Source organism: Pseudorhodoferax sp. (assembly GCF_047601025.1).
GTDB lineage: Bacteria > Pseudomonadota > Gammaproteobacteria > Burkholderiales > Burkholderiaceae_C > Pseudorhodoferax.
Window position 1 is genome coordinate 5,137,497 of the sequence record NZ_JASGJZ010000001.1, and the last position, 26,090, is coordinate 5,163,586.

Annotated in this window: 22 protein-coding genes; 20 read left to right on the forward strand and 2 right to left on the reverse strand. The window is 67.0% G+C overall.

The window, feature by feature from the left end; translation table 11 throughout:
- Positions 1–54: 54 nt before the first annotated feature.
- The 5 genes from QM782_RS23705 (at position 55) to QM782_RS23725 (ending at position 5,290) form a co-directional block, all read left to right on the forward strand.
- Positions 55–1,227, forward strand: a complete 1,173-nt coding sequence (locus QM782_RS23705; protein WP_415205322.1) for a CaiB/BaiF CoA transferase family protein — start codon at positions 55–57, stop codon at positions 1,225–1,227.
- A gap of 58 nt (positions 1,228–1,285) precedes the next feature.
- Positions 1,286–1,924, forward strand: coding sequence for an NAD(P)-dependent oxidoreductase (locus QM782_RS23710; RefSeq protein ID WP_415205323.1), 639 nt, complete (start codon positions 1,286–1,288; stop codon positions 1,922–1,924).
- 78 nt (positions 1,925–2,002) lie between these two features.
- Positions 2,003–3,298: an NADH:flavin oxidoreductase gene (locus tag QM782_RS23715; protein ID WP_415205324.1), complete on the forward strand. Its 1,296-nt coding sequence runs from the start codon at positions 2,003–2,005 to the stop codon at positions 3,296–3,298.
- Between the two features lie 84 nt (positions 3,299–3,382).
- The gene (locus tag QM782_RS23720) at positions 3,383–3,970 is read left to right on the forward strand and encodes an isochorismatase family protein (protein WP_415205325.1); all 588 of its coding nucleotides are present in this window, start codon (positions 3,383–3,385) and stop codon (positions 3,968–3,970) included.
- A gap of 21 nt (positions 3,971–3,991) precedes the next feature.
- A complete protein-coding gene (locus QM782_RS23725) occupies positions 3,992–5,290 on the forward strand; it encodes an acetyl-CoA hydrolase/transferase family protein (protein WP_415205326.1) in 1,299 nt (432 codons plus the stop codon).
- A 24-nt stretch (positions 5,291–5,314) separates the two neighbouring features.
- Here QM782_RS23725 and QM782_RS23730 read toward each other — a convergent pair whose 3' ends face one another.
- Positions 5,315–6,094 carry an IclR family transcriptional regulator gene (locus tag QM782_RS23730; RefSeq protein ID WP_415205327.1) on the reverse strand — a complete coding sequence of 260 codons (780 nt, stop codon included), beginning with the start codon at positions 6,092–6,094 and terminating at the stop codon, positions 5,315–5,317.
- Positions 6,095–6,336: 242 nt separating this feature from the next.
- Between QM782_RS23730 and QM782_RS23735 the strand changes: the two genes are divergently transcribed.
- The 15 genes from QM782_RS23735 (at position 6,337) to QM782_RS23805 (ending at position 24,239) form a co-directional block, all read left to right on the forward strand.
- The gene (locus tag QM782_RS23735; RefSeq protein ID WP_415205328.1) at positions 6,337–7,095 is read left to right on the forward strand and encodes an SDR family NAD(P)-dependent oxidoreductase; all 759 of its coding nucleotides are present in this window, start codon (positions 6,337–6,339) and stop codon (positions 7,093–7,095) included.
- A 44-nt stretch (positions 7,096–7,139) separates the two neighbouring features.
- Complete coding sequence (locus QM782_RS23740; RefSeq protein WP_415205329.1) at positions 7,140–8,114, forward strand: tripartite tricarboxylate transporter substrate binding protein; 975 nt, start codon at positions 7,140–7,142, stop codon at positions 8,112–8,114.
- A gap of 53 nt (positions 8,115–8,167) precedes the next feature.
- Positions 8,168–9,898 carry an N-acyl-D-amino-acid deacylase family protein gene (locus tag QM782_RS23745; protein WP_415205330.1) on the forward strand — a complete coding sequence of 577 codons (1,731 nt, stop codon included), beginning with the start codon at positions 8,168–8,170 and terminating at the stop codon, positions 9,896–9,898.
- Between the two features lie 314 nt (positions 9,899–10,212).
- Entirely contained in the window at positions 10,213–11,523 is a 1,311-nt protein-coding gene (locus QM782_RS23750; RefSeq protein ID WP_415205331.1) for an MFS transporter, read from the forward strand.
- Positions 11,524–11,719: 196 nt separating this feature from the next.
- Positions 11,720–12,637: an SMP-30/gluconolactonase/LRE family protein gene (locus QM782_RS23755; protein ID WP_415205332.1), complete on the forward strand. Its 918-nt coding sequence runs from the start codon at positions 11,720–11,722 to the stop codon at positions 12,635–12,637.
- Between the two features lie 115 nt (positions 12,638–12,752).
- Positions 12,753–13,589, forward strand: a complete 837-nt coding sequence (locus QM782_RS23760; protein ID WP_415205333.1) for an alpha/beta fold hydrolase — start codon at positions 12,753–12,755, stop codon at positions 13,587–13,589.
- A gap of 127 nt (positions 13,590–13,716) precedes the next feature.
- Positions 13,717–14,499 (forward strand): SDR family oxidoreductase, encoded by a 783-nt coding sequence (locus QM782_RS23765; protein ID WP_415205334.1) that lies wholly within the window; start codon positions 13,717–13,719, stop codon positions 14,497–14,499.
- A 42-nt stretch (positions 14,500–14,541) separates the two neighbouring features.
- Positions 14,542–16,269, forward strand: coding sequence for an N-acyl-D-amino-acid deacylase family protein (locus QM782_RS23770; protein WP_415205335.1), 1,728 nt, complete (start codon positions 14,542–14,544; stop codon positions 16,267–16,269).
- Complete coding sequence (locus QM782_RS23775; RefSeq protein WP_415205336.1) at positions 16,266–16,973, forward strand: SDR family NAD(P)-dependent oxidoreductase; 708 nt, start codon at positions 16,266–16,268, stop codon at positions 16,971–16,973. The genes QM782_RS23770 and QM782_RS23775 overlap by 4 nt, the downstream gene beginning before the upstream one ends.
- Before the next feature lie 28 nt (positions 16,974–17,001).
- Positions 17,002–17,916 carry an alpha/beta hydrolase gene (locus tag QM782_RS23780; RefSeq protein WP_415205337.1) on the forward strand — a complete coding sequence of 305 codons (915 nt, stop codon included), beginning with the start codon at positions 17,002–17,004 and terminating at the stop codon, positions 17,914–17,916.
- Between the two features lie 18 nt (positions 17,917–17,934).
- Positions 17,935–18,840: an NAD(P)-dependent oxidoreductase gene (locus QM782_RS23785; protein ID WP_415205338.1), complete on the forward strand. Its 906-nt coding sequence runs from the start codon at positions 17,935–17,937 to the stop codon at positions 18,838–18,840.
- An 8-nt stretch (positions 18,841–18,848) separates the two neighbouring features.
- The gene (locus QM782_RS23790) at positions 18,849–19,712 is read left to right on the forward strand and encodes an IclR family transcriptional regulator (RefSeq protein WP_415205339.1); all 864 of its coding nucleotides are present in this window, start codon (positions 18,849–18,851) and stop codon (positions 19,710–19,712) included.
- A 97-nt stretch (positions 19,713–19,809) separates the two neighbouring features.
- On the forward strand, positions 19,810–21,024 hold the full coding sequence (locus tag QM782_RS23795) for an ABC transporter substrate-binding protein (protein WP_415205340.1): 1,215 nt from the start codon (positions 19,810–19,812) through the stop codon (positions 21,022–21,024).
- Positions 21,025–21,101: 77 nt separating this feature from the next.
- Positions 21,102–22,733, forward strand: coding sequence for a GMC family oxidoreductase (locus tag QM782_RS23800; RefSeq protein ID WP_415205341.1), 1,632 nt, complete (start codon positions 21,102–21,104; stop codon positions 22,731–22,733).
- A 27-nt stretch (positions 22,734–22,760) separates the two neighbouring features.
- Positions 22,761–24,239, forward strand: coding sequence for an aldehyde dehydrogenase (locus QM782_RS23805; RefSeq protein ID WP_415205342.1), 1,479 nt, complete (start codon positions 22,761–22,763; stop codon positions 24,237–24,239).
- Positions 24,240–24,270: 31 nt separating this feature from the next.
- On the opposite strand, the gene QM782_RS23810 is transcribed toward QM782_RS23805, so the two are convergent.
- Positions 24,271–26,013 carry an N-acyl-D-amino-acid deacylase family protein gene (locus QM782_RS23810; RefSeq protein WP_415205343.1) on the reverse strand — a complete coding sequence of 581 codons (1,743 nt, stop codon included), beginning with the start codon at positions 26,011–26,013 and terminating at the stop codon, positions 24,271–24,273.
- Positions 26,014–26,090: the final 77 nt, after the last annotated feature.

Here is a 26,090-nt window from a genome sequence, read left to right on the forward strand (position 1 = left end):
CGCGTCCCACAAGCGCTTTGGCCATTTTCGACATCAAACGCAAGGAGAACCTCAATGCAGAATGCCGATCCGCACTCGTCGCTGCCGCTGGCCGGCATCACGGTGGTGGAGCTGGGCGACAGCGCCTCGGCCCCCTTCGCCGGCCACGTGCTCGCCGGCCTGGGTGCCGAGGTCTGGAAGGTCGAGCGCGCCGGCGGCGACTCCTCGCGCAGCTGGGGCCCCAGCCAGTGGAGGGGCAGCGGCGCGGCCTTCCACGCGCTCAACCGCGGCAAGCGCTCGATCTGCCTGGACATCAAGGATCCGGTGCAGCTGGCCACGCTGCACGACCTGATCGAGCGCCACGCCGATGTCTTCCTGCACAACCTGCGCCCGGGCAGCTGCGGCCAGTACCGGCTCGATCCGGAAAGCCTGCGCGCGCGCAAGCCCGCGCTGGTGGTCTGCGAGGTCGGCGCCTACGGCCACGTCGGCCCGCTGAACCAGCTGCCGGGCTACGACCCGCTGATGCAGGCCTTCTCCGGCATCATGATGCTCACCGGCGAGGACGGCCAGGCCCCCGTGCGCGCCGGCGTGTCCATCGTGGACTTTGGCACCGGCATGTGGGCCGTGATCGGCGTCGTCTCGGCGCTGCTGCGCCGCGAGCGCAGGAAGATCGGCGCCACCGTCAACAGCTCGCTGCTGGAGACGGCCATCGCCTGGATGTCCATCGGCATCGCCAACTACGCCGCCGACGGCGAGCCCGGCGGACGCCACGGCTCGGGCGTGGCCTTCATCGTGCCGCACCGCGCCTACGAGGCGGCCGACGGCTACGCCATCATCAGCGCCGCCAACGACCGGCTGTTCGCCCGCCTGGCCGAGGCCCTGGGTCATCCCGAATGGGCCGCCGATCCCAAGTTCGCCACCAATGCGGCGCGCCTGGAGAACCGCAAGGAGATCGATGCGCTGATCGGCCAGGTCATGCAGCAGCACACGCGCGCCCACTGGCAAAAGCACTTCGACGGCTTCGGCCTGCCCTGCGCCTCGGTGCAGACCACGGCAGAGCTGTACGAGCACGCGCAGACCAAGGCCCTGGGCATCCTGGGCAAGACCTGCGAGGAGGAGATCGACCTGGTGGGCATGCCCCTGTCCTTCGACCGCCTGCGCCCTGCGCCTCTGGAACCCGCCCCAGACGTCGGACAGCACAACGCGCAGCTGCAGCAGTTGCTGCGCGGCCGGCCGGCTCCGCGCTGAAGTCCGGCGCAGCCCTTCCGCGCCATGACCTCCCCCGTCCATCCCTAAGGAGATTCTCATGAACATCGCCATCATCGGAGCCAGCGGCTTCATCGGTTCCGCCCTGCTGGCCGAAGCCCTGGCGCGCGGCCACCGCGTCACCGGCCTGGTCCGCAACCCCGAGCGCCTGGCCGCCCATCCCCAGCTGACCGCGCGACGGTGCGACGTGTACGACGCCAAGGACCTGGCTGCGCAGCTGCGCGGCTACGACGCCGTGCTCGTCTCGCTGCGCGGCCAGGGTGCCAACGACGTGGGCGAGCACTACATGCAGGGCTTCCGCGCCATCCTCCAGGCGGCACGCGACGCCAATGTGAAGCGCCTGCTCGTCGTGGGCGGCGGCGGTTCGCTGGAGGTGGCGCCCGGCCTGGAACTGCTCGACGCCCCCAACTTCCCCGAGGAGTACCGCGGCCCGGCGGAAGGCCCGCGCGAAGCGCTGAAGCTGCTGCGCACGGAAACCGTGCTGGATTGGACCATGCTGTGCCCCGGCGCCGTGATCGAGCCCGGCGAGCGCACCGGCAAGTTCCGCCTCGGCACCGACCAGCTGCTGGTCGACGAAGCCGGAGAAAGCCGGATCTCGGTGCAGGACTTCGCGCTGGCGATGATCGACGAGCTGGAGCGGCCCGCCCACAGCCGCAAGCGCTTCACCGTCGGCTATTGACGCCGGCCACTGGATGCCGGAAGGTGACCCAATGGCCGCAGAGCCAGGCACGTGCCTCTTGCCCCACGAGACTTAGCCATGGACGACGTCGAAAACACCCCCGGCCCGCTGTTCGCGCCGATCACCATCAACCGCCTCACGCTCAGGAACCGCCTGGTGCTGGCGCCCATGGCCGTGCTGTGCCCCGAGGCCGACGGCCGGGCCAGCGACCAGACCATCGCCTTCCTGGCGGCGCGGGCCCAGGGCGGCGTCGGCATGATCATCGCCTCCGGCTGCGCCTCCCAGCGCTGCGCCGACGAATACGGCAGCCCCATGCTGCGCTTCGACATCGAGGCGCACGTGCCCCGGCTCAAGGCCGTCGCCGATGCCGTGCACGCGCATGGCGTGCCGATCATCGCGCAGCTCACGACGGCCTTTGGCCGCATGGGCTCGCCCAAGAGTCCGCGGCCGCTGATCTCGGCCAGCCCCAGGAACATCGTGATCCCCCAGGATGCGCTGCCCAAGGGGCTGGTCGTGCCGGGAGGGCTGAGCCTGCCGCAGCCCCAGGAGGCGAGCGCCGAGGAGATCCGCGAACTCGGCCAGTCCTGCATCGCCGCAGCCCTGCGGGCGCAGCGCGCAGGCTGGGACGGCGTGGAGATCCCCGCGCACGGCAGCTATTTCCTCGCGTCCTTTCTTTCGCCGTGGAGCAACTGGCGCACGGACGAGTACGGCGGCACGCCCGAGAACCGGGCGCGCATCGTGACCGATCTCGTGCGCGGCATCCGCGCGCAGGCCGGCCCGGACTTCCCCATCGGCCTGCGGATCAGCTGCGACGAGCCGGTCGACGGCGGCCAGAGCCCGGCGGAGTTCGCGCGCATCGCCCGGCTGGTCGTGGACGCAGGCGCCGACTACGTGGCGCTGCTCGATGGCTGTTCCGAGCGCCTGGACCGCATCTTCTCGGCCCACGATGGCGGCATGGTCGACAGCGGCGCGGCGCGGGTGTTCAAGCAGTCCCTGCCGGTGCCCGTGCTGCTGCAGGGCCTGCACGATCCCGCCCAGGCCACCCGGGCCATCGCGGATGGCCATGGCGACATGGTCATCCTGGGCCGGCCGCTGCTGGCCGACCCGAACTGGCCGCGCAAGGTGCGCGACGGCCTGGCCGGCGAGATCGTGGTCTGCAACCGCGACAACCACTGCCTGCACCGCACCATGCTGAATCTGCCCGCGCAATGCCCGCTCAACCCCGAGTTCGGCAACGAGAGCCAGCAGCGCAGCCAGGCCTCGCCGCTGCACCGCCTGCTCGCTTCTTCGCGCGAGCAGGCGGTGCTGAAGCTCAGCGGCTCGGGCCGGTTCATGCAGCTGGCCACGAAGGTCATGCTGCGCAAGAAGAAATGAACGCGACGGTGCCGGCACCCCTCCCCGCTCAGGCCTTCCCCACTTCTCTATCCACCTGCCATCCATCCAACCAAGGAGCATCCCATGCCCTCGAAACTCCGGGCCGACGAGGCCATCATGGTGTTCGGCGACATCCAGAACGGCATCACCAACATGCCGCTCACGGTCCCGGAACAAAGCCTCAAGCGGTCCGCGGGAGCGCTGGCGCAGCTCGCAGAGATCTACGACATGCCCACCATCGCGCTGTGCATTCCCAAGGGCGAGGACACCAATCCCACCATCGCCCCGGAGATCACCGGCGCACGCAGCAAGCTGCGGCAGATCCGCAGGACCCGGCCCGACTCCTTCGAGAACGAGGAATTCCGCAAGGCCGTCGAGGCCACCGGCCGCAAGACGCTGATCGTCAGCGGCATCGCCACTGAAATCGTGGTGCAGTGGCTGGCCCTGTCCGGCATCGCCAACGGCTACCGGGTGTACCTCGTCGTCGATGCCTGCGGCGGGCTGAGCACCCGTTCCGAAGAGGCGGCATTGCGCCGCTTCGAGGCGGCCGGCGTCGTGATGACGTCCGTCGTGTCCCTGGCCGGTGAGATCTCGGGCGACTTCACCGTCTCGCCCGGCAAGGAAGCCATCGACGTGGTCTACCGGCTGATCGCTGCCGGATACGGCCGCTGATCCGCCAAGGCCGGGACAGCGATGACAGACCATGAACTGGCGACGCGGCTGCAAGCCCTGCTGCGGCCTGGCGACACCCTCTGGTGGGGCCAGGCCATGGCCGAGCCGCTGACCCTCACGCGCGCCCTGGCGCAGCACCGGCACGCGCTCGCGCAGGGCGGTCGGCTGCGGATCTTCGCCAGCTACGGCGGCTCGGACACGCTGCGGCCCGAACAGGCCGACGTGTTCGACTTCGGCGGCTGCATCGCCGGCGGCACGCACCGCAAGCTGGCGGCCGCGGGCGTGTTCGACATCTACCCCGGCCACTACTCGCAGGTGCCGGGCCTGCTGCGCGCCGGCACCTTGTCCGCCGACGTGGCGCTGGTCCAGGTCTCGCCGCCCGACGCACAGGGCCGCTACAGCCTGGGGCTGATCCAGGAATACCTTCCCGCCGTGCTCGACGTGGCGCGCGTGGTGATCGGCGAGGTCAACCCGGCCATCCCCTGGACGCATGGCGGCGTGCACCTGGGTGCCGGCGACTTCGACCTGCTCATCGATGCCGAGCACCCGCCGCTCGATGCCGAGCGCGCCGACCCCGGCGCCGCCGAACAGGCCATCGCCGGCCACATCGCCGCCCGGATCCAGGACGGCGCGACCCTGCAGGTGGGCATCGGCAAGGTGCCCGAGGCCGTGCTGGCACTGCTGCACGACCGGCGCCACCTGGGCCTGCACAGCGGAGCGGCGGGCGACGGCGTGGTGCCGCTGGCCGAAGCCGGCGTGCTGACCAATACGCGCAAGGGGCGGGACGAGGGCGTGAACGTGGCCGGCATCCTGATGGGCACCGAGCGCCTGCGGCGCTGGGCGCACCACAACCCCGCCCTGGAACTGCGCGGCACCGAATACACCCACGATCCTGAGGTGCTCGCCAGCCTGCACCAGTTGGTCGCCATCAACGGCGCCATCGAGGTGGACCTGACCGGCCAGGTCAATACCGAAGTCGCCGGTGGCATGTACGTCGGCGGCGTGGGTGGCTCGGTGGACTTCCTGCGCGGCGCCGCGCGCAGCAAGGGCGGCCTGCCCATCGTGGCCTTGCCGGCCACCGCCAGGGGTGCGACGCGCATCGTCGCGCAACTGTCGGGCCCCGTGAGCACGCCGCGCTGCGACGCCGGCCTGGTCGTCACCGAACACGGCGTGGCCGACCTGCGCGGCCAGCCGCTGTCGCGCCGCGTGCAGCGCATGATCGACGTCGCCGCGCCCGCGCATCGCGCCGAGCTGGAACGCCAGGCGCACGAGGCGCTGCGCCGCTGCGGTGCGGCGTTCCCACCGGTCGCCGCACGGTGAGCGCGGCCGCGGCCGGACCCGGCGTCACGGCTCGGCATCGACGCGGCGCAGCAAGGCCTTCAGTTCCTGGGCCGCGCTCTTGAGCTCGGGCACGACGCGGCTGCGAATGGCGGCGACGTCCGGCGCCGGGTCGGCGGCGCCACAGCTCAAGGCCATCAGCACGCGTGAACGTCCGACGCGAACCGGCAACGCAATGCCATAGGTGTTGCGCTGGTACTCGTTGACGACCATGCACACGCCCGTGGCCCGCAGATCGTCGAACGCGGCTTCGATGCGCTGCTTCAGGGCCTCCGCCTCGGGTCCTGCGGCCTGGAGAATCTCGACAAGATAGCGCTTGCGCTGCCGCAGCGGCGATGCTCCCAGCCAGGCCCTGCCGACGGAAGTCCGCCCCATCGGCAGCAGCGAGCCCACATCCAGCCGCAGCGTCGCGATCCGCTGGCTGCTGCAGTACCCGATGTACAGCATGTCCAGCCGATCGGGCACCGCGAGGGCGACCGTGACGTCGAGCCGGTCGGCCAGGCGCTGCATGAGCGGATGCGCGAGCTGCGTGACCGGGTTGGTTTTGGCGTAGGCATAGCCCAGGGCAAAACCGCCCCAGGCCAGTTCGAACTCGGGCCCTCCTGAAGCCCGGCGCAGGTACCCCAGGTTGACCAGCGTGTTCGTGAAGCGCGACACGCTGGAGCGCGACAGGCCGGTGCGCCGCACCAGCTCGGCATTGGTCAGCGGCAGGCGGGTCGCGCGGAATGCGCGCAGCACCTGCAGTCCGCGCGCCAGCGTCGTGGTGACAGTTGAAGAAGAAGACATGGCGTTTCGGCTCCCTGGTGTCTCAGGATGAGGACGACCGACAGCGCTCCCTGGCTTTGAACGAAAAAGCATAGCGGACTGCGCGCCGCAGTGCGCCGTCCGCCGGCCGGCGGGTCTTCCGCCCACGGCCGTTCGCGCGTCGATTGTTTCAGAGTACGGGATGGAGAGATCGACCCCATTGTTGCTCCTGCCCCATTGGCCAGAACCTTGCGCCCGTAGAACGCAGCACAAGGAGACAGAGCATGACGTTGTTGGTCGACAAGACCGCGGTGGTCACCGGCGCCGCAGCCGGCATCGGAGCCGCCATCGCCGAGCGATTGGCCGAAGCAGGCGCCAAGGTCGTGCTCACCGACGTGAACGCGGATCAGGGCGAAGCGCTGGCGGCCCGGCTCGGCGCCCGTGGGCTCGACGCCAGCTTCATCCGGTGCGACGTCGGCGACCTCGATTCCGTCGCCGCCATGACGGCGCAGGCGATCGCGGCCCACGGCCGCATCGACGTGCTGGTCAACAACGCCGGCGTGACCCGCAAGATTCCCATCCTCGACCTGACGCCCGCCGACTGGGACTGGATCCAGGGCATCAACACCCGGGGCCTGTTCTTCTGCATGCAGGGCTTCGCCAGGCACATGAAGGAAATGCAGGGAGGCGCGATCGTCAACATCGCGTCGATCGCGGGCAAGGGCGCCAAGGCGACTTCCAACGCCAGCTATGCGGCCTCCAAGGCGGCGGCGATCGTCATGTCGCGCATCGCGGCCAACGAACTGGGGCGCCACGGCATCCGCGTCAATTCGGTCTGCCCCGGCGCCACGAGGACGGTGCTGCTCGACGCACTGGAGCGCGCCAACCCCACCGGCTTCAAGGCCATGCTCGACGACACGGCGCTGGGCCGCTTCGCCACGCCGCGCGACATCGCCGATGCCGTGCTGTTCCTGGCATCCGACCTCGCTTCCAGCATCACCGGCCAATCCCTCAACGTGGACAACGGACTGATGTGGGATTGAGCCCCAGCCATCCACTGATTCACACGGACAACCAGGAGACAAACATGAACCGTCGCCAATTCATCGGCGCCAGCACGATTCTCACGGGCCTGGGAAGCGCGTCCATTCCCTACGCGCACGCCCAGGCCCCCAACGCCAGGAAATTCGTCGTGCCTGGCTCTGCCGGCACGGGCGGGGACACCATGGCCAGGTACATGGCAAGGTCCCTGGAGAAAAGCCTCGAAATCCCCATCGTGGTGGACAACAAGCCCGGTGCCGGCGGCATCATCGGCACGGACTTCGTGGCCAAGTCATTGCCGGACGGCAACACCTTCCTGGTGACCACCGCGAACCACTACGCCCTGCCGTGGATCTATGAAAAGATGCCCTACAAGGCCCAGGAAGATTTCGTCCCCGTCGCGGGTTTCGGCTCCTCCACGCTGCTGATGGTCGTCTCCCCGGATTCCCCCTACTTCACGGTGCAGGACATCATCAAGGATGCGCGGAACGGAAATACCAGCCTGAGCTATTCCTCCGCAGGCAGCGGCACGCTGTCGCATATCGCCGGGGCACTGCTCAATACCATGGCCGACCTCAAAATGCGGCACGTGCCGTACAAGTCGGCCTCGCAAGGCCTGCTGGATGTGTCCACCGGCGTGGTGACCATCGGATTCCTGGGCGTGGCAGGCGCGCTGCCCCTGGTGCACGGTGGAAAGCTGAAGATCATCGCCGTCACCGGGAAGAACCGGTCCATTCACTTCCCGCGCATTCCGGCCATTCGCGAAGCGGGATTCGACGGCTACGACATCGAATCACCCTTCTTTGCCTGGGTGCCCAAGGGAACACCGTCCAGCATCATCGAGAAAATGGAGAAGGGCTTCATCGCCGCCACGCACGAACCCTCCTACCAGGACTTCTGCAAGAGCCAGGGCTTCGAAACGGAATACCGGGAAACAGCTGCACAACTCGCGGCGTCGGCACCCAAGGACTTCCTGAAGTGGAAGAACCTCATCTCCATCGCGGAAGCCAGATCCACGTAAAGAAATCAATAGGATGACATTCATCATTGATTTTCAATCCAAAGGAGACATCCATGGCCCACGTGTTTGACATCGTCATCAGAAACGGCACCCTCGTCGACGGCAGCGGCGGGCCGCCGAGAAAGGCCGACGTCGCCATTGCCGACGGAAAGATCGCCAAGATCGGCATGGTCGCGGAAAAGGGCGCGGAGGAGATTGATGCCACCGGCAAGCTGGTCACCCCGGGATTCGTGGACATCCATACCCACTACGACGGCCAGGTCACCTGGGAGAACACGCTCAAGCCCTCCTCCAACCATGGCGTGACGACCGTAGTCACCGGGAACTGCGGTGTTGGCTTCGCCCCGTGCAAGCCGGAGCAGCGCGACACCCTGGTGCGCGTCATGGAGGGCGTGGAAGACGTTCCTGAAATCGTGATGACCGAAGGTCTGCCATGGAACTGGGAAACCTTTCCTGAATATCTGGACTCGCTGTCGCAGCGTGAATACGACATCGATTTCGCGACGCAAATCCCGCACAGTGCGATCCGCGTCTACGTGATGGGCGAGCGCGGCGAGCACCGCGAGCCGGCGACGGAGCAGGAACTGCGGCAGATGAGGGAAATCGTCCGCGAGGCGATACAAGCCGGCGCCGTGGGCGTCAGCAGCTCGCACCACCTGGGACACCGTACGGTGGCAGGCGAACTCGCGCCCTCGGTCGGCAGCGCCAGCGAAGAGGTGCTGTCCCTGGCCCGCGGACTGCGCGACGCGGGCGCCGGCGTTTTCCAGATGATCACCGACGGCTTCTACGGCGGCTCCGATGCCCGCGCGCAGATGGATCTGCTGCGCAGCATTGCGCAGGCCTCCGGCCGGCCGGTCAGCTATTCCCTGGTGCAAAAGCCCCCCTACATTCGTCTGCACGAAGACATGCTGGAACTGACGAAAGAGGTGCAGGCGCAGGGATTACCCATCAAGGCGCAGATCTTTCCGCGCCCCGTGGGTTTGCTGTTCGGGCTCACGCTGTCGTTCCACCCGTTCCGCTTCCATCCGAGCTACCTGGCCATCCACGACCTGCCGCTGGCCCAGCGCGTGGCCGAAATGCGCAAGCCCGAAGTGCGTGCCGCCATCCTTTCGGAAAAACCCGTGCATTCGAACCCGGTCTTCCTCAATATCGTATCGGGTTACGACAATGCATTCCTGCTGGGCGACCCGCCCAACTACGAGCCCTCTCCCGAGGATCTGCTGCACGTGCAAGCCAAGAGGAAAGGCGTCAGCGTAGCGGAGCTGGCGTACGACCTGCTGCTCGAAGACGACGGGAACGCCGCCATCATGAACCCCTCGTCCAACTTCATGGAAGGTAATTTCAATGCCATCCAGAAAATGCTGATGGACGAAAACACGCTGATCGCGCTCGGCGACGGCGGCGCACATTACGGCATGATCTGCGATTCCAGCTACCCCACCACCGTGCTGACGCACTGGGTGCGCGACCGCAAGGGAGAACGTCTGCCGCTGGAGCAGGCCATCCAGCGCCTGTCCAGGAACAACGCACTGGCCGTCGGGCTTTCAGACCGCGGGTTGGTCGCCGAGGGTTACAAGGCAGACATCAATATCATCGATTTCGATCGTCTCCAGCTCCATCCGCCGCAGCCTGTTTACGACCTACCCGGCGGTGGGCGGCGCATCATGCAGAAATCCGAAGGTTATGTCGCCACCATCGTCAGTGGCCGCATCACCTACAAGGATGGCGTTCCCACCGGGACGCGTCCGGGCCGATTGGTCAGAAGAAGTCAGAGCGTCGCATGAGCTTCGCACGGCAATAGGATCTCCTCCAGCGAGGCCGGCGGATACCGGAAACCCGTTGCCGCTCTATTCGCACCACATGGTACGCATCTGGCGCTGCTGAAAAGAAAAATGGCCCCATTCTTGACGCCAGACGCGCCACCGCTCACTGCAGAGTACCCATGATTTGAATTGCTGGCCAGCACTTCGCGCACGCGGCGCGTTCAGGCAAAGCGCAAGCGCGGGCTGGCTGGGCCATCAGTCATCGAGGCCGACCGGTCAGCATGCTTTGACCATGAAGCTTTGAATGATCAGAAAGACACAAGGAGACAGACAACATGCATACTGCAATTGGAGCAGTGGAATCCAGGGCCTCCCGGTCGGAGCGCGAAGCGCCGCGAGCGCTGGTCGCGTCTTCCATCGGAAACCTGATGGAGTGGTACGACTTTGCCGTCTATGGCTATATGGCGGCCGTGCTGGGGACTTTATTTTTCCCGAGTGGCAATCCGGGCACGTCGCTGCTGTTCTCATTCGCGACTTTCGGCGCAGCATTCGTCGTGCGTCCGCTCGGCGCCGTGATCCTTGGCCCGCTGGGCGACAAGATCGGCCGCCGCAATGTCCTCAGTATCGCGGTGCTGGGGATCTCGGCGGCCACTTTCTGCATCGGCCTGCTGCCGACCTATGCATCCCTTGGTGTCGCTGCACCGATTCTTCTGGTGCTGCTGCGCCTGGTGCAAGGCTTCTGCGCCGGTGGCGAAGTTGGCGGAGCCATTACCTACATCGTCGAGTCCGCACCGATGTCGAAGCGGGGCTTCTATGCCAGTTGGATCCATGCCTCGGCCATGATCGGCTTCTTCCTGGGATTGTCCACGCCCATGCTGCTCACCGCATTGACCTCCACCGATGCGCTCCATGCATGGGTGTGGCGTGTCCCCTTCCTCATTGCCGGTCCGATCGGGCTGATCGGGCTCTACATTCGCCTACAGATCGAGGAAACCGAAGAGTTCAGGAAGCTCGACCAGGCAGGCCAAGTCGCGGAAAGCCCCGTCAAGGAAGTCTTCACGCGCAGCTGGCGCAGCATGCTGCTGGTCGCCGGCGTGGGAATTCCGCTGCACCTGGGTTATTTCATGATCCTGATCTACGTCCCGAGCTATTTGCGTTCGGTTCTTCATTACGACGCCAGCACCGTCTATTTCGCCGCGGCGACTGCGATCCTGGTCGGTTTTCTGGTCATCCCGCCTGCGGCGATACTGTCCGACAAGATCGGGCGCAAGCCCGGCATGCTGATCACGGCCCTTGGGTTCGTGGTCGCGACGGTACCTTTGTTCCACATGATCCAGGGCGGTGGCACGGGGGCTTTTATCGCGATGGGGATCTTCGGCTTCATGCACGGCTGCTTCACCGGCTTCTGCGGTGCCGCCGTGGCGGAAATCTTCGCCACGCGCAACCGCTCCGGCGGACTGTCGATCGGGCACAACCTGGCCTCGATCGTGTTTGGTGGCGGCACGCCCTTCCTGGCGACCTACCTGGTCGGACTGACGGGCAATGCACTCGTACCCGCCTATCTGATCGTTGGCGGCTGCCTGGTTTCGCTGATTCCCATTGCCGCCATGAAAGACCTGGCAGGAAAGCCGCTGCGTCTGGTCTGACTTCACCCATGGAATTCAACCACCTGGCAAACGCTTTCGCAGCCTGCTCCCACTGAAGAGATGGCCGACTTCGAGATGGATCGTCCGGATGGTTCTGAAGAGCAAAAAAACCGAATCGACGCCACCGGACCCTTCTTGCGACTTGTATCGCCGATGACATTCAAGCGATGAATGTGGAAATAGAAAGGACAACAGAATGTTTGATGCTCCACCCAAGGTAACCGCCGAGGTTTTCGCCCGCTTGCCGGATCGCTATCGCAACCGGGGCGGCCAGGACACATTTGCGAAAACGCATTTCAAGGGGTTCACGGGCGCTTTTCTGGAAGGACCTTGTTTCACCAGGGAGGGAGACTTCTACTGCGTCGATGTTCCGGGCGGGCGCATCTTCAGGATCGACCAGAACGGGGAGTTCGATCTGGCCGTGCAGTACGACGGCGAGCCGGCGGGACTTGCGGCCCATCCGGATGGACGGATCTTCGTGACCGACGTCAAGAACGGCATCATGGTCTTCGATCCGAAGACCGGAAAAGTCGAGCCGTTCGTCACGCGGCGTTCGACGGAGCGCTTCAAAGGGCCGAACGACCTCATCTTTGCGTCCAACGGCGACATCTATTTCACGGACCAGGGACTGACCGGCCTTCAGGACCCCACCGGGCGGCTGTACAGGATCCGCAAGTCCGGCGCATTGGAGTGCGTGCTGGAAGGGATTCCGAGCCCCAACGGACTCGTGATGAACCTGTCGGAGGATCTTCTGTATCTGGCCGTGACGCGGGCGAACGCCGTCTGGCGCGTCCCGATCCTGGAAGATGGGTCGACCTTGAAGGTGGGCGTTTTCGTTCAGACCAGCGGAGGCATGGGGCCCGACGGGCTTGCCTTGGATGCGGACGGTGGACTGGTCATCGCGCATGCTGCATTCGGCAGCGTGTGGCTCACGGATGCCAAAGGCGAGCCCAAGCTGCGCATCGTTTCACCCGAAGGCTTGATGACCACCAACGTGGCGTTCGGCATCAAGGATCCCCACCATCTCTACATCACGGAATCGGCAAGCGGAAGCATCCTTCGCGTGAAGATGCCCCAGAAAGGCCATACCACGTATGCGCAGATGAACCCCTGACGCGGCCCGGCTCCCCAAAGCCTCGCCGTGTGCGTGCCGCCCGGCGCACGTTTTGGGCCGCATGCGCAGGAACATACCGGAAGCACATCTCAGATCTCAGAAAACGGATTTTCCAATGGAATACGTGAAATCCCATACCAGTGACGGCATTGGTTTCGAGTACATCAATCCCGCGCCACCCTGGAAGAAAGGCGGCGTGCCCGTCGTTTTCCAGCATGGCATCAGCGACAACCTGTCCACATGGGCCCATTGGTGGCCTCGTGCGCTGCAATCGCGCCCAGTCGTCGCCATCGACCTTCGCGCACATGGCAGTTCCTCCGGTGCCAGCGTGGACCAGTTCACGATCGAGCAGTCAGCCAAGGATGTCCTCGGTGTTCTGGACATGCTCGGACTCGATTCCGTCCACTACGTCGGCTCGTCGTTCGGCGGAATGCTCGGGTTCTATCTCGCGGCGACCCATCAGGAGCGAATCGCGACGCTGACGACTTGTTCGGCGCCCTACCGTGGCGACTGGGTCAACAATGTCTCGCGCTGGCGGGATGTCCTCTCCCAAAGCGGTGGCCTCGACGCATGGTGCGAGGAATCGCTCGTGGGCTTCTTCACCGATGATTTCCGCAGGCAGCAGCCGGACTTCATCGAATGGCTCCGATCGGTGCGCCGCAGCCTTCCCCCCGATGCCATATGGACGCTCTTCGGGACGGCATTGCACGTCAATCTCGAAGGGATCATGCCCAATATCACCTGCCCGGTGTTGAACATGATTGGCGGCAGCCCCTTCGTCGATGCGCGCAATCCGCAGAAACTGCCGACGCTCATCAAGCAGGTGGAGCACCTCGTCATCCCGGACAGCCGACACGGAATCATCATGTCGCATTGGGAGGAATGCAGTGCGGCGGCGTATCGCTTCATGAGGCGCTGGGAATTGGCCAAAGCCCGCAGCGCCCAGGCTTGACGGAGATGCGGAACGCGAACTGGCGCGGCCACTGCGAAAGTACCGCACTCGAGATGGAGCGCGCCAATCCCATGGAATTCGAAAGGCAGCGGACCATCCGGGCAGGCAAACGACCGAGGAGCGACACATGGACATGGGACTGAAGGGACGGCGCGTACTGGTCACCGGCGCGTCGCAAGGCATCGGGGCCGGGCTGGCGCAGGCTTTTGCGCAGGAGGGCTGCGATGTGCTGCTGGTGGCGCGCTCGACAGACAAGCTGGAGGCGCTGGCCCGCGAGCTGCGCGCCGCGCACGGTGTCGAGGCCCGCACGCTGGCCGTGGACATGGCGCAGCCCGGCGCCACGCAGCGGGTGGTGGAGTTCGGCGGCCAGGTCGACGTGCTGGTGAACAACGCCGGCGCCATTCCCGGCGGCACGCTGTGGGATGTGGACGAGGCCGCCTGGCGCCAGGGCTGGGAACTGAAGGTGTTCGGTTACATCAACCTCACGCGCGCCTTCTACCCGCTGATGAAAGCGCGAGGCGGTGGCGTGATCCTGAACAACATCGGCAACGGCGGGCAGAACTTCGACTTCAACTACATCGCCGGCAGCACCGGCAATGCGGCGCTGATGGCCTTCACCTGCGCCTTGGGCGGCCGCAGCCTGGAAGACGGCATCCGGGTGGTCGGTGTGAACCCCGGGCCGGTCGCCACCGAGCGCATCGCCAAGGTGCTCAAAAGCCATGCCGAACGCCTGCTGGGCAGCGCCGAGCGCTCCTCCGAACTGCTTGCCCGCTACCCGCTGGGCCGCGCCGCCACGGTACAGGAGGTGGCCGACCTGTTCGTCTACCTGGCATCGGACCGGTCCGCCTACACCAGCGGCACCATCATCACCGTCGACGGCGGGATCTCTTCCAAGCGCTCGGTCGCCTAGCGCATTCATCCATCTTGATCAACATCGCCACAAGGAGACGTCATGTCGAACGCATTTGATATCGTCATCAGAAACGGAACCGTCGTCGACGGCAGCGGCGGGCCGCCGAGAAAGGCCGACGTCGCCATTGCCGACGGAAAGATCGCCAAGATTGGCACGGTCGCGGAACAGGGCGTGGAGGAGATCGATGCCACCGGCAAGCTGGTCACCCCGGGGTTCGTGGACATCCATACCCACTACGACGGCCAGGTCACCTGGGAGAACACGCTCAAGCCCTCCTCCAACCATGGGGTGACGACCGTGGTCCTCGGGAACTGCGGTGTCGGCTTCGCTCCGTGCCGGCCGGAACAGCGCGATGCCCTGGTGCGCGTCATGGAGGGCGTGGAAGACATTCCTGAAATCGTGATGACCGAAGGTCTGCCGTGGAATTGGGAGACCTACCCCGAGTATCTGGATTCGCTGTCGAAGCGTGAATACGACATCGATTTCGCATCGCAAGTCCCGCACAGCGCGATCCGCGTCTACGTGATGGGCGAGCGCGGCGAACACCGCGAGCCGGCCACCGAGCAGGAATTGCGCCAGATGACGGACCTCGTCCGCGAAGCGATCAAGGCCGGAGCCCTGGGCGTCAGCAGCTCGCACCACCTGGCCCACCGCACCGTGGCGGGCGAACTGGCCCCTTCGGTCGGCAGCGCCAACGAGGAGCTGCTGGCCCTGGCCAAGGGCTTGCGCGAAGCGGGCGCCGGTGTTTTCCAGATGATCACGCAAGGCTACTGCGGCGACTCCAATGCCGACGCGCAAATCGGCCTGCTGCGCAGCATTGCGCAAACCTCGGGCCGCCCCGTCAGCTATTCCCTGATGCAGAAGGCCACCGATGTGCATCTGCATGAAAACATGCTGGAACTGATGCGGCAGGCACGCGAACAGGGCCTGGACATCAAGGCGCAGATATTTCCGCGTCCCACCGGCCTGCTGTACGGCCTCGCGCTGTCGTTCCACCCGTTCCGCTTCCATCCGAGCTACCTGGCCATCCACGACCTGCCGCTGGCCCAGCGCGTGGCCGAGATGCGCAAGCCCGAAGTGCGGGCCGCCATCTTGGCGGAGAAACCCGTGCACTCGAATCCGACATTCATCAATATCGTGTCGGACTACGAAAACGCGTTCCCCTTGGGCGACCCGCCCAACTACGAGCCGTCGGCCGAAGATCTGCTGGTGGCCCGCGCGAAGAAGAGAGGCGTCAGCACGGCGGAACTCGCCTACGACTGGCTACTCGAGAATGACGGGCATGCCGTTCTCATGGCGCCGCAGTCCAATTTTGCGGACGGCACCTTCGGCGCGATCGAGACCATGCTGAAGGACGACAACACCCTGATCGCCCTGGGCGACGGCGGTGCGCACTACGGCATGATCTGCGACGCCAGCTATCCCACCACCGTGCTGACGCATTGGGTGCGCGATCGCCAGGGCGAGCGGCTGCCGCTGGAGCGGGCCGTCAATCGCCTGTCCAGGAACAACGCGCTGGCGGTGGGGCTGACCGACCGCGGACTGATCGCGGAGGGCATGAAGGCGGACATCAACGTCATCGACTTCGACCGTCTCCAGCTCCATCGGCCGCAGCCCGTCTACGATCTTCCCGGCGGTGGACGGCGCATCATGCAGAAGTCCGAAGGCTATGCGGCCACCATCGTGAGCGGCCGCATCACCTACCGGGACGGCGTCTCCACCGGGGCGCGCCCGGGCCGCCTGGTCAGAAATCCGAGCGTCGCATGAGCTTGCACGGCAAAGTCGCCATCGTCACCGGCGCGGCCGGCCAGCTCGGCCGCGCCGTTGCCGCGAAGCTCGGCCAGCACGGCGCGCATCTGGTACTGCTCGACAAGCAGCGGCCCTCGACCACGGAACTGGAAGGCACGCACGGCAACGTGGTCGCCTGCCAGGCCGATCTTCTGGACCGGGATCAATTGCTTCCGGCGATCCAGGAGACCATCGCTCCATGGGGGCGCGTGGATCTGCTGTGCCATATCGCAGGCGGTTTCCGCATGGGGCCCGCGGTGCATGAAACGCCCCTCGCCGACTGGCAGTTCCTGACGGATCTCAATGCCACGAGCCTGATCAACATCGCGCATGCCGTGGTGCCGTACATGCTCGCGCAATCCGCTGGCCGCATCGTGACGGTGGGTGCCGGCGCGGCCATGCGCGGCAAGGCGCTCATGGGCGCATATTGCGCGTCCAAGAGCAGCCTGATCCGCCTGACGGAGTCCCTGTCCGCCGAGTTGCTGGACAAGAACATCAACGTCAACTGCGTGCTCCCGAGCATCATCGACACGCCGGACAACCGCGCGGGCATGCCCGACGCCGATCCGGCGCGCTGGGTGACGCCAGAAGCGCTGGCGGACGTGATCGCGTTCCTCTGTTCCGACCTGGCCCGGGCCATCCACGGCGTGGCCCTGCCTGTCACGGGGCAGACCGCGATCTGAACCATCCATACCTCGGAAAGGAAACCCGATGCCTCTGGATCCGCAGATTGCGCAAGTGCTGCAAGCACTCCAGGCCATGCCTCCGATGGAAACCATGACGCTGGAGGAACTGCGCAACGTCTACCCGCCACCCACCGAGCGCGAGCCCGTGGGGGAGGAGCAGGAGCTGCTGATTCCGTCCGCGCAGGGCGGCATTCCAGCGCGGCTGTATCGCCCGCGGACCATGGAGCGCACCGGCCTGACGGTGTTCTTCCATGGCGGCGGCTTCGTGATCGGCAGCATCGAATCGCACGACGCGGCCTGCCGGCGGCTGTGCAACTTGACGGGGGCGGCCGTCCTGTCCGTCGGGTACCGGCTGGCGCCCGAGCACCGGTTTCCCGCTGCGCCGGACGATGCCCTGCAGGCCGCGCGCTGGGCGGCCCGGCAGGCCCCGGCCTGGGGCCTGGACGCTGGGCGACTGGTGCTGGCGGGCGACAGCGCCGGTGGCGCGCTGGCCGCGGTGACGGCGCTGCGGCTGCGCGACGAAGGCGGCCCCCGGGCGGCCGGCCAGGTGCTGGTCTATCCCATGACCGACTACCACACGCCGCCCACGCCCTCGTACCTGCAGTACGAGAGCGGCTATTTCCTGACCCGCGCCGCGATGGTCCGCTTCTGGAAGGAGTACCTGCCCCGCGAGGAGGACGCCTCGCACCCCCATGCCTCCCCCCTGCGCGCACCCGATCTCTCCGGCCTGCCTCCCGCGCTGGTGCTCACGGCGGAGTTCGATCCCCTGCGTGACGAGGGCGAACGCTTCGCGCACCGGCTCCTCGATGCGGGAGTGCCCGTCACGCTGCGCCGGCAGAACGGCCTGATCCATGGCTTCTTCCGCATGTCCGCGCTGTCCGACAGGGCCAGAAGCGCCGTGGAAGACACCGCGCAGTGGATCCGGCAAGCCATGGCTTGAACGAACAAGGAGCACGAGATGAACGAACACACCGACGTGGGTTTCCTGGGGCTGGGCCAGATGGGCTCGGCCATTGCCGAGCGGTTGCTGGGCCAGTCGTTGCGCCTGCATGTCTATGACCCGGCGGCATCGGTCATGGAGCGCTTCCGCTCCCTGGGCGCGGTCACGCATGCATCGCCCAGGGAGGTCGCCGACCATGCCAGCGTGGTGTTCGCCTGCCTGCCCAACGTGCAGGTCTCGCGGCAGGTGGCGCTGGGCGACGACGGCGTGGCACACGGCAGCGCCATCCAGGTCTATGCCGAGATGTCCACCATCGGACGCGAGGCCATCGAGGACCTCGCCGAACAACTGGCCGGCCATGGCATCCAGATGCTGGACAGCCCCGTCACCGGCGGCGCCCCGGTCGCCCGGGCGGGCCAGCTGACCCTGCTGGTCTCGGGCCCCGATGCCGTGGTCGCGGACGTGCGACCGCTGCTGCAGATGATGGGCAGGAACGTCTTCGTGCTCGGCGACAAGCCCGGCATGGGCCAGATCATGAAGGTGGTCAACAACATCATCATGGGCGCCAACGTCGTGGTGGCCAGCGAAGGTATGAGCCTGGGCGCGAAGGCGGGCCTGAACCCCACCGTCATGTGCCAGGCATTGCAGGCCGGCACGGCGCAGAGCTTTGCCGCGGGCACCATCCTGCCACGCGCCCTGGCCGGCACGTTCGACTACGGCGCCTCGCTCACGATCCTGGACAAGGACATGGCGCTGGGCTTGCAGGAGGCGCTGGCGCTGCAGGCCAGCCTGCCGGTGATCACCCAAGCCCGCGACCAGTGGCATGCCGCCTACGAGGCGGGCCTGGGCGACCTGGATTTCACGACGATCCTGCAGTACGTCGAGCAGCAGAACGGCACTCTCGTCCGCGACCGCAAAGGCTGAGGACTGCCATGGCACAGCCATCGTTCGCCGTCCGGCCACGCGGCCACCCCAACCAGTTCAAGGGCAGCAAGACCGGGCCGCGGCCACCGCCGCGTCAACGGGTGGAAAGCAACGTCATGGTCATGCCTCTTGCGCGGGGCCTGGCCGTGCTGGAATGCTTCGGCACCGAACAGGTCTGGATGAGCAACAAGCAGATCGCGCTGGAAACCGGCTTGCCGGTGCCGACCGTGTCGCGCCTGCTGCATTCGCTCGTCACGCTCGGCTATGTGCGCTACGACGCAACGCAGCGCAAGTACCGCCTGGCGGCTGCCGCACTCGGCCTGGGCTATGCAGCCACCGCCGATGGTGCGATACGGCGTGCGGCCGGCGAGGAAATGCGCAAATTCGCCGAATCCACCGACACCTATGTGACGCTGGGCACGCGCGACCAACTCGACGTGATCGTGGTCGACAGCTATCTCGGCAGCCAGGCGATGCTGGCACTGGATCTGACGCCCGGTACACGCATGAGCATCGTCGCGTCCCTGGCAGGCGCCGCACTGCTGTCCGCCCTGCCCGAACAGGAGCGCAGCTATCTGCAGGGCGCCTTGGAGCACAAAGTCGGCCGTGAATGGCCGGCGCAGCGTCGGCGGATCGCGGAGAAGATCTCCCAGATCCGGGAACTGGGGTTCTGCATGTCCCCCGGCGAATGGGTGCCGGAGCTTTCGTCGATCAGTACGCCGATCTACATCAGGAAGCGCCCCCCCTGGGTGCTGTCGTGCACGGGACGCACCGCGTACATGTCGCGCATTCGCATGGAGCGTGAACTGGGGCCGCGGCTGGTTCTCACCGCGCAGCTCCTGCAGGAAAGAATGGCCGTGGTGCTGTCCTGAGGAAAAGACACCGTCGGTACTGAAGAGGTTCGGCAACCTGGCGACAGCGGTCGCAGCGCGCGAATACCACACACACAGCTTGCATCAGGAGACAGAAATGAAATCTCACCTTCCCGTCGTGCTCGGAGGATTGATCGCCGCCAGTGCGCAAGCACAGGCACAGGCCCCCGCTCCCTTGAAGATCGTTGGATCATTCGACCTCAGCGGCGCAGCTGCCGAAGTCGGCAAGGACGTCCTCGTCGGCACGCAGTACGCGGTCGAGGTGGTCAACCGCAGCGGTGGCGTGCTGGGCCGGCAGATCGTGCTGGAGTACCAGGACAACGGCACCAACCCGCAGCGCGCCATCAACCAGGCGAACGGCCTTGCGCAAGGCGGTGCCGTGTTGCTGCTGACGCCCCAGTCGTCGTCCAGCACGCTGGCCGTCAGCAAGGCGGTCTCGGCCAAGCTGAAGGTGCCGACCTGCGCCGCGGCGTCCGCGGCCGACGAAATCACGATGCGGGACTTCCAGCCCTACATCTTCTCGGTGACCGCGAACAACTACATGGAGTCGCAGGCCCTGGCCACCTTGCTGGGCAAGCAGCCGTACAGGCGCTACGCGATCCTGAGCGCGGACTATGCCGGCGGCCGCAACTACGTGGAGCGGTTCAAGGAATTCCTGAAGGTGGCGAATCCCCAGGCCTCGATCGTCATCGAGGAGTATCCGAAGTTCGGTGCCATGGACTACACCGCGTCCATCAACAAGCTGCTCGCGGCCAAGCCGGACTACGTCTACTCCATCCTCTTCGGCGCGGACCTGATCACGTTCTCGAAGCAGGCCAGCGGCGTCGGCTTCTTCAAGCAGATCGACAACCACTTCGGCGCGCTCTACGACGAGAACACGCTCAAGGCGCTCGGCGAATTCGCGGCCATCGGCACCGACGGCACCCAGCGCGCGCCGGCGAGCTACTTCATGAAGGGCAGCCCCGAGGCCCGGCGCTATGTCGACCAGTTCAAGGCCCGATACGGCAGCACGCCCTCGGACTGGTCGACGCTGGGCTACGACTGCGTCATGACCTGGGCCGCCGCGGCCAATGCGGCCAAGACGACGGATGCCGACCCTGTCATGCAGGCATTGCGCGAAGGGACGTTCCAATCCCCGCGCGGCTCGTTCACCTTCAGCGCCTACGACCACCAGGCCGACGTGCCGGTGTTCCTCGGCAAGGTAGAGTACAGCCAGGAGCGCAAGCAACCCATCGTTTCCATCCACACCGTGGTCCCTGGCAGCAGCGTGCACGCCTCGGAAGCCCTGGTGAGGAAGGCCCGCGGTGAGTGACCGCGGCCGCCGCCCCTGCCCGGGCCGGGCTCCTACCGTGGCCCGGGCACGCCGGCTGCATTCCGGGAGAGGTGCACATGGAAACCTATGACTACATCGTCGTCGGCGCCGGCTCGTCGGGCTGCGTGGTGGCGAGCCGCCTGAGCGAAGACCCCTCGCTGCGCGTACTGCTGATCGAGGCCGGCGGCGCCATGGACGACTTCTGGGTCAGCACGCCGGCGGGCATGGCCAAGCTGTTCGGCAGCCAGCGCTTCAACTGGCGCTTCAAAACCGCCCCCGTGCCCACACTGGGCGGGCGCCAGGTGCAGTGGGACCGCGGCAAGGGCCTGGGCGGCAGCAGTTCCATCAACGGCATGATCTACATGCGTGGCCAGCCCGAGGACTACGACCAGTGGGCACGCGAGGGCAACGCGGGCTGGGGCTGGAACGACGTGCTGCCCTACTTCAAGCGCTCGGAGAACAATGCGCGCGGCGCCAATGCCTTCCACGGAAACCAGGGACCGCTCAGCGTGACCGACCCGGTGGAGGTCCACCCCGCGGCCGAGGACTTCATCACCGCCTGCGTCAACGCAGGCGTCCCGCACTCGAACGACCTGAATGCCTCGCCCTATCCCGCCGTCGGGCGGCGCCAGTACACCATCAAGGCCGGCCGGCGCCACTCCGCGTACACGGCCTTCATCGAACCGGTGCGCCAGCGCGGCAACCTCACGATCCTGACCGGTGCCCACGTCATGCGCGTCCTGCTCCAGGACGCAGGCGAAGGTGCCGAAGCCACGGGTGTGGAGGTGCTGCACGACGGCCAGCGGCGCGCCATCGGGGCCGCACGCGAAGTGATCTTGAGCGCCGGCGCGCTCGCCTCGCCCCAGATCCTCATGCTCTCGGGCATCGGCGATGCGGCGCAGCTGCAGCGCCACGGCATCGCCGTGCGGCGCGCGCTGCCGGGCGTGGGCAGCAACCTGCAGGACCACTGGTACGCCTCGCTCGCCTGGCGCTGCACGCCGGGCAGCTCGGTCAACCACCGCCTGAGCGGCCTGCGCAAGTACCTGGAAGGTGCACGCTACGTGCTGACGCACACCGGCTACCTGGCCCTGGGCGCGGCACCGGTGACGGCCTACGTAAACAGCGCGCCGGGCGAGCGAGTGGACCTGCAGCTCTCGTTCAACCCCATGAGCTTCTCGGCCACGCCCTCGGGCGAGGTGGCGGCCGACGGCTATCCGGGCATGTCCGCCTCGGTGGTGCTGCTCACGCCCGCATCGCGCGGCCACATGGAGCTGGCGAGCAGCGACCCGCTGCAGGCACCCCTGTTCCACCCCAACTACCTCGGCGAGGAAAGCGACGTGCGCCGCCACGTCGCGGGCATACGCCTGCTGCGCCAGATCGTGCAGACGCCGCCGCTGGGCCCGCGCGTGGTCGAGGAAGTCAAGCCCGGCCCGGCCTGCGCGAGCGATGCGCAGCTGCTCGACCACCTCAAGCGCACCGGCGGCACGGGCTGGCACATGGTGGGCACCTGCAAGATGGGCAGCGACGGCCAGGCGGTGGTCGATGCGCAGCTGCGCGTGCATGGCGTACAGCGCCTGCGCGTGGTCGACGCATCCATCATGCCCACCGTTCCCACCGGCAACACCAACGCACCGTGCATCATGATCGGCGAGAAAGGCGCGGACATGGTCCGCGCCGATGCGCTCGCCCCGCGCAGCATCGCTGCCTGACAACCGACCACCTCAAGGAGACCTGCCATGACGACTGCAACCCAGAGCCTGAACGTTCCCCACGCCGAATCCCTCTTCATCGGCGGCCAGTGGGTGGCGCCCTCCACCGGCGAGAGCTTCGCGGTGCTCAACTGCGCCACCGAGGAAGTCGTCGCGCACGTGGCCAAGGCCGGCGAGGCCGACGTGGCCGCCGCCGTGCAGGCCGCCCGCCAGGCCTTCGACCACGGCCCCTGGCCGCGCATGACGCCGGCCGAGCGCGCCGTCTACATGGACCGGATCGCCGAGCGCGTGGAGGCGCTCAACGATGATTTCGCCCGCATCTGGAGCGTGGAGTCTGGCGTGCTCTACAAGATCGCCCAGCCGCGCGTGGGCCAGTACCTGAGCGGGGCGTTCCGCCGCTACTCGGCGATGGCGCAGACCTATCCGTTCGTCGAGCCGGTCACCTCCGTCACCGGCCACCGCGGCTACCGGGTGCAGGAGCCGGTGGGCGTGGCGGTGGCCATCGTGCCGTGGAACGGGCCGGCCGGCCTGATCGCCTACAAGGTGGCGCCGGCGCTGCTGGCCGGCTGCACGGTGATCATCAAGAACTCGCCCGAGGCGCCCTGCTCGGGCTATCTGTTCGCGCAGATCTGCCAGGAGGTGGGGCTGCCGCCGGGCGTGGTCAACATGCTGACGGCCGACCGCGATGTGTCCGAGGCGCTGGTGCGCAATCCGGGCGTGGACAAGATCACCTTCACCGGCTCGACCGCCGCGGGCCGGCGCATCGGCGCGGTGGCGGCCGAGCGCGTGGCGCGTTGCACGCTGGAGCTAGGCGGCAAGTCGCCGGCCGTGGTGCTGGACGACTACGACGTCGAGACGGCCGCCAAGGCGCTGGGCGCGCCGTACTTCAGCTACCTGACCGGGCAGGTGTGCGCCAGCCTGACGCGCATCATCGTGCCGCGCGCCAAGCACGATGCGATGGTGGAGGCGCTGGTGGCGGCCGCGCGCGGCATGGTGCTGGGCGATCCGCTGGACGGCGCCACCACCATGGGGCCGCTGGCCACGGCGCGCCAGCGCGAGACCGTGGAGCAGCTGCTGGCCAAGAGCCTGGCCGACGGCGCGCAGTTGGCCACCGGCGGCGCCAGGCCCCAACAACCGGGGCGCGGCTTTTTCTTCGAGCCCACGGTGCTGGCCCATGTCGACAACCGCTCCTTCGCGGCCCGCAACGAGTTCTTCGGCCCGGTGCTCTCGGTCATCGCCGCCGACAGCGAGCAGCACGCCATCGACATGGCCAACGACACCATCTACGGCCTGAACGCGGCCGTGTTCACGCACGATGCCGAGCGTGCCATGCAGGTGGCGCGCCAGCTGCGCTCGGGCACCGTGGGCCACAACGCCTCGCGCTACGACTTCTCCATCGGCTTCGGCGGATTCAAGCAGTCCGGCATCGGCCGCGAGGGCGGCGAGGGCGGGCTGGAGGCCTTCCTGGAGTCCAAGGCCGTCGTGCTCGACCAGGCCGCCGCGTAGCCTGCGAAAAGCAGCGGCGGCATGCAGCCGGTCACGGCGCCGCTGCAGCGGCCGGGCGCGTCGCGCGCACCAGCCGGCCCGGCAGGGCTCCGGTGGGCTTGCCGCCGCGGTAGGTCACCTGGCCGTCGACGAGGATCGCCGTGTAGCCGTCGGCTGCCTGCGTGAGCCGCCGCGCGCCGCCGGGCAGGTCGTACACCGGGCGGGGCGGATGCAGGCGCAGGTTGCGGTAGTCGATGACGTTGATGTCTGCCTTCATTCCCTCCGCGAGCAGGCCCCGGTCGTGCAGTCCGACGGCCTGCGCATTGCGGTGCGTGAGGCGGTTCACCGCCCATTCCAGCGGCACGCGGCCGTCGGCCCGGTCACGCGTCCAGTAGGTCAGCATCGAGGTCGGGTAGCTGGAGTCGCAGATCATCCCGTAGTGCGCACCGCCGTCGCCCAGGGCGACCAGGGTGTTGTCGTCCACCATCATCCGCCGCGCGGCCTCGAGGTTGCCATCGACGAAATTGGAGGTGGGGTTGAGCAGCAGGGCCTGGCCTTCGTCGCGCAGCAGCAGGTCGTAGGCCAGTTCGGCCGGGCTGACGCCCTGCCGCCTCGCGCGCTCGACCAGCGTCATGCCCGGCGCGGGCTCGTAGCTCGGCGGGTCGCCCAACTCGAAGGCGCGGTCGTATTCCGAGACCAGCCGGATGTACAGCGGATTGCTGTGCTGCGGCTGCTCGGACAGGATTCTGCTGCGCCGCTGCGGATCGCGCATGGCGGCCACGCGCTCGGGCAGCGGCAGATGGTGGATGTCGACGTAGCTCGGGTGGTAGCGGAAGGGATGCACCGACAGCTCCAGCCCGTACAGCAGGCCCACCGGGCGCGGGAACACCTGCCCCTTGATCGGCAGCCCCTGCGCGCAGGCGTCGCGCATCAGCGCGAGCAGCTCTTCGTACATCTTCTCGTAGGGCTCCTTCTGCACCAGCGTGTAGCTCACGGGCCGGCCGGAGGTCTGGGCCAGCTGGCGCAGCAGATCCATCTGCGCCTTCGCGTCGGAGCCACCGTAGAAGCCGTCGGTGATGATCTGGAACACCCCGGCGCCGGCTTCCTTGAGTCCGCGGGCCAACGCCAGCAGCTCCCCGGGCGCCGCGCCCACCGTGGGGGCCGGATCGCCCTGGACGGTCCGGTGGCCGAGATGCAGGGAACTGCTCACGCCCACCGCGCCGGCCCGCACCGCGTCGCGCACGATATCGGTCATGCGCTGCAGTTCCTCGGGCGTGGCGGGCTCCCGGCGCTCGCCGCGCTCGCCCATCACGTACACGCGGATCGCGCTATGCGGCACGTGCGCCGCGAAGTCGATGTCGTAGCGGCGGTGCTGCAACGAATCCAGATACTCGGGGAACGTCTCCCAGTTCCAGGGAATACCCGTGGTCATGACGATCTCCGGGATGTCCTCCACACCCTCCATGACACGCACCAGGATGTCGTGCTGGTCCGGCTTGCAGGGAGCGAACCCCACGCCGCAGTTGCCCGTGACCACCGTGGTCACGCCATGGTTCGACGAAGGCAACAGCCGGTGCTCCCAGGTCACCTGGCCGTCGTAGTGGGTATGGATGTCGATGAAGCCCGGCGTCACGATCTGGCCGCGGGCGTCGATCTGCTCGCGGCCCGTTTCCGCCACCTCCCCGATGCGGGCGATTCTGCCGCCGTGCACGGCCACGTCTGCCGTTCGCGGCGGGGCGCCACTCCCGTCGAATACCTGTCCGCCGCGTATGACGATGTCGAATTCCTGGGGCATTGAAATGTCTCCTGTGGTGCACCGCTGAAGGCGGTGGCTCCTGCCATTCAAGCCCCACCGTGCGATCCCATCAATGG

Coding starts and splice junctions, on each gene's coding strand:
- QM782_RS23780 (WP_415205337.1), top strand. CDS start 17,002: ATGCCTCTGGATCCGCAGATTGCGCAAGTGCTGCAAGCACTCCAGGCC.
- QM782_RS23725 (WP_415205326.1), top strand. CDS start 3,992: ATGACAGACCATGAACTGGCGACGCGGCTGCAAGCCCTGCTGCGGCCT.
- QM782_RS23735 (WP_415205328.1), top strand. CDS start 6,337: ATGACGTTGTTGGTCGACAAGACCGCGGTGGTCACCGGCGCCGCAGCC.
- QM782_RS23765 (WP_415205334.1), top strand. CDS start 13,717: ATGGACATGGGACTGAAGGGACGGCGCGTACTGGTCACCGGCGCGTCG.
- QM782_RS23755 (WP_415205332.1), top strand. CDS start 11,720: ATGTTTGATGCTCCACCCAAGGTAACCGCCGAGGTTTTCGCCCGCTTG.
- QM782_RS23805 (WP_415205342.1), top strand. CDS start 22,761: ATGACGACTGCAACCCAGAGCCTGAACGTTCCCCACGCCGAATCCCTC.
- QM782_RS23795 (WP_415205340.1), top strand. CDS start 19,810: ATGAAATCTCACCTTCCCGTCGTGCTCGGAGGATTGATCGCCGCCAGT.
- QM782_RS23775 (WP_415205336.1), top strand. CDS start 16,266: ATGAGCTTGCACGGCAAAGTCGCCATCGTCACCGGCGCGGCCGGCCAG.
- QM782_RS23720 (WP_415205325.1), top strand. CDS start 3,383: ATGCCCTCGAAACTCCGGGCCGACGAGGCCATCATGGTGTTCGGCGAC.
- QM782_RS23705 (WP_415205322.1), top strand. CDS start 55: ATGCAGAATGCCGATCCGCACTCGTCGCTGCCGCTGGCCGGCATCACG.
- QM782_RS23750 (WP_415205331.1), top strand. CDS start 10,213: ATGCATACTGCAATTGGAGCAGTGGAATCCAGGGCCTCCCGGTCGGAG.
- QM782_RS23785 (WP_415205338.1), top strand. CDS start 17,935: ATGAACGAACACACCGACGTGGGTTTCCTGGGGCTGGGCCAGATGGGC.
- QM782_RS23715 (WP_415205324.1), top strand. CDS start 2,003: ATGGACGACGTCGAAAACACCCCCGGCCCGCTGTTCGCGCCGATCACC.
- QM782_RS23740 (WP_415205329.1), top strand. CDS start 7,140: ATGAACCGTCGCCAATTCATCGGCGCCAGCACGATTCTCACGGGCCTG.
- QM782_RS23730 (WP_415205327.1), bottom strand. CDS start 6,094: ATGTCTTCTTCTTCAACTGTCACCACGACGCTGGCGCGCGGACTGCAG.
- QM782_RS23800 (WP_415205341.1), top strand. CDS start 21,102: ATGGAAACCTATGACTACATCGTCGTCGGCGCCGGCTCGTCGGGCTGC.
- QM782_RS23770 (WP_415205335.1), top strand. CDS start 14,542: ATGTCGAACGCATTTGATATCGTCATCAGAAACGGAACCGTCGTCGAC.
- QM782_RS23810 (WP_415205343.1), bottom strand. CDS start 26,013: ATGCCCCAGGAATTCGACATCGTCATACGCGGCGGACAGGTATTCGAC.
- QM782_RS23790 (WP_415205339.1), top strand. CDS start 18,849: ATGGCACAGCCATCGTTCGCCGTCCGGCCACGCGGCCACCCCAACCAG.
- QM782_RS23745 (WP_415205330.1), top strand. CDS start 8,168: ATGGCCCACGTGTTTGACATCGTCATCAGAAACGGCACCCTCGTCGAC.
- QM782_RS23710 (WP_415205323.1), top strand. CDS start 1,286: ATGAACATCGCCATCATCGGAGCCAGCGGCTTCATCGGTTCCGCCCTG.
- QM782_RS23760 (WP_415205333.1), top strand. CDS start 12,753: ATGGAATACGTGAAATCCCATACCAGTGACGGCATTGGTTTCGAGTAC.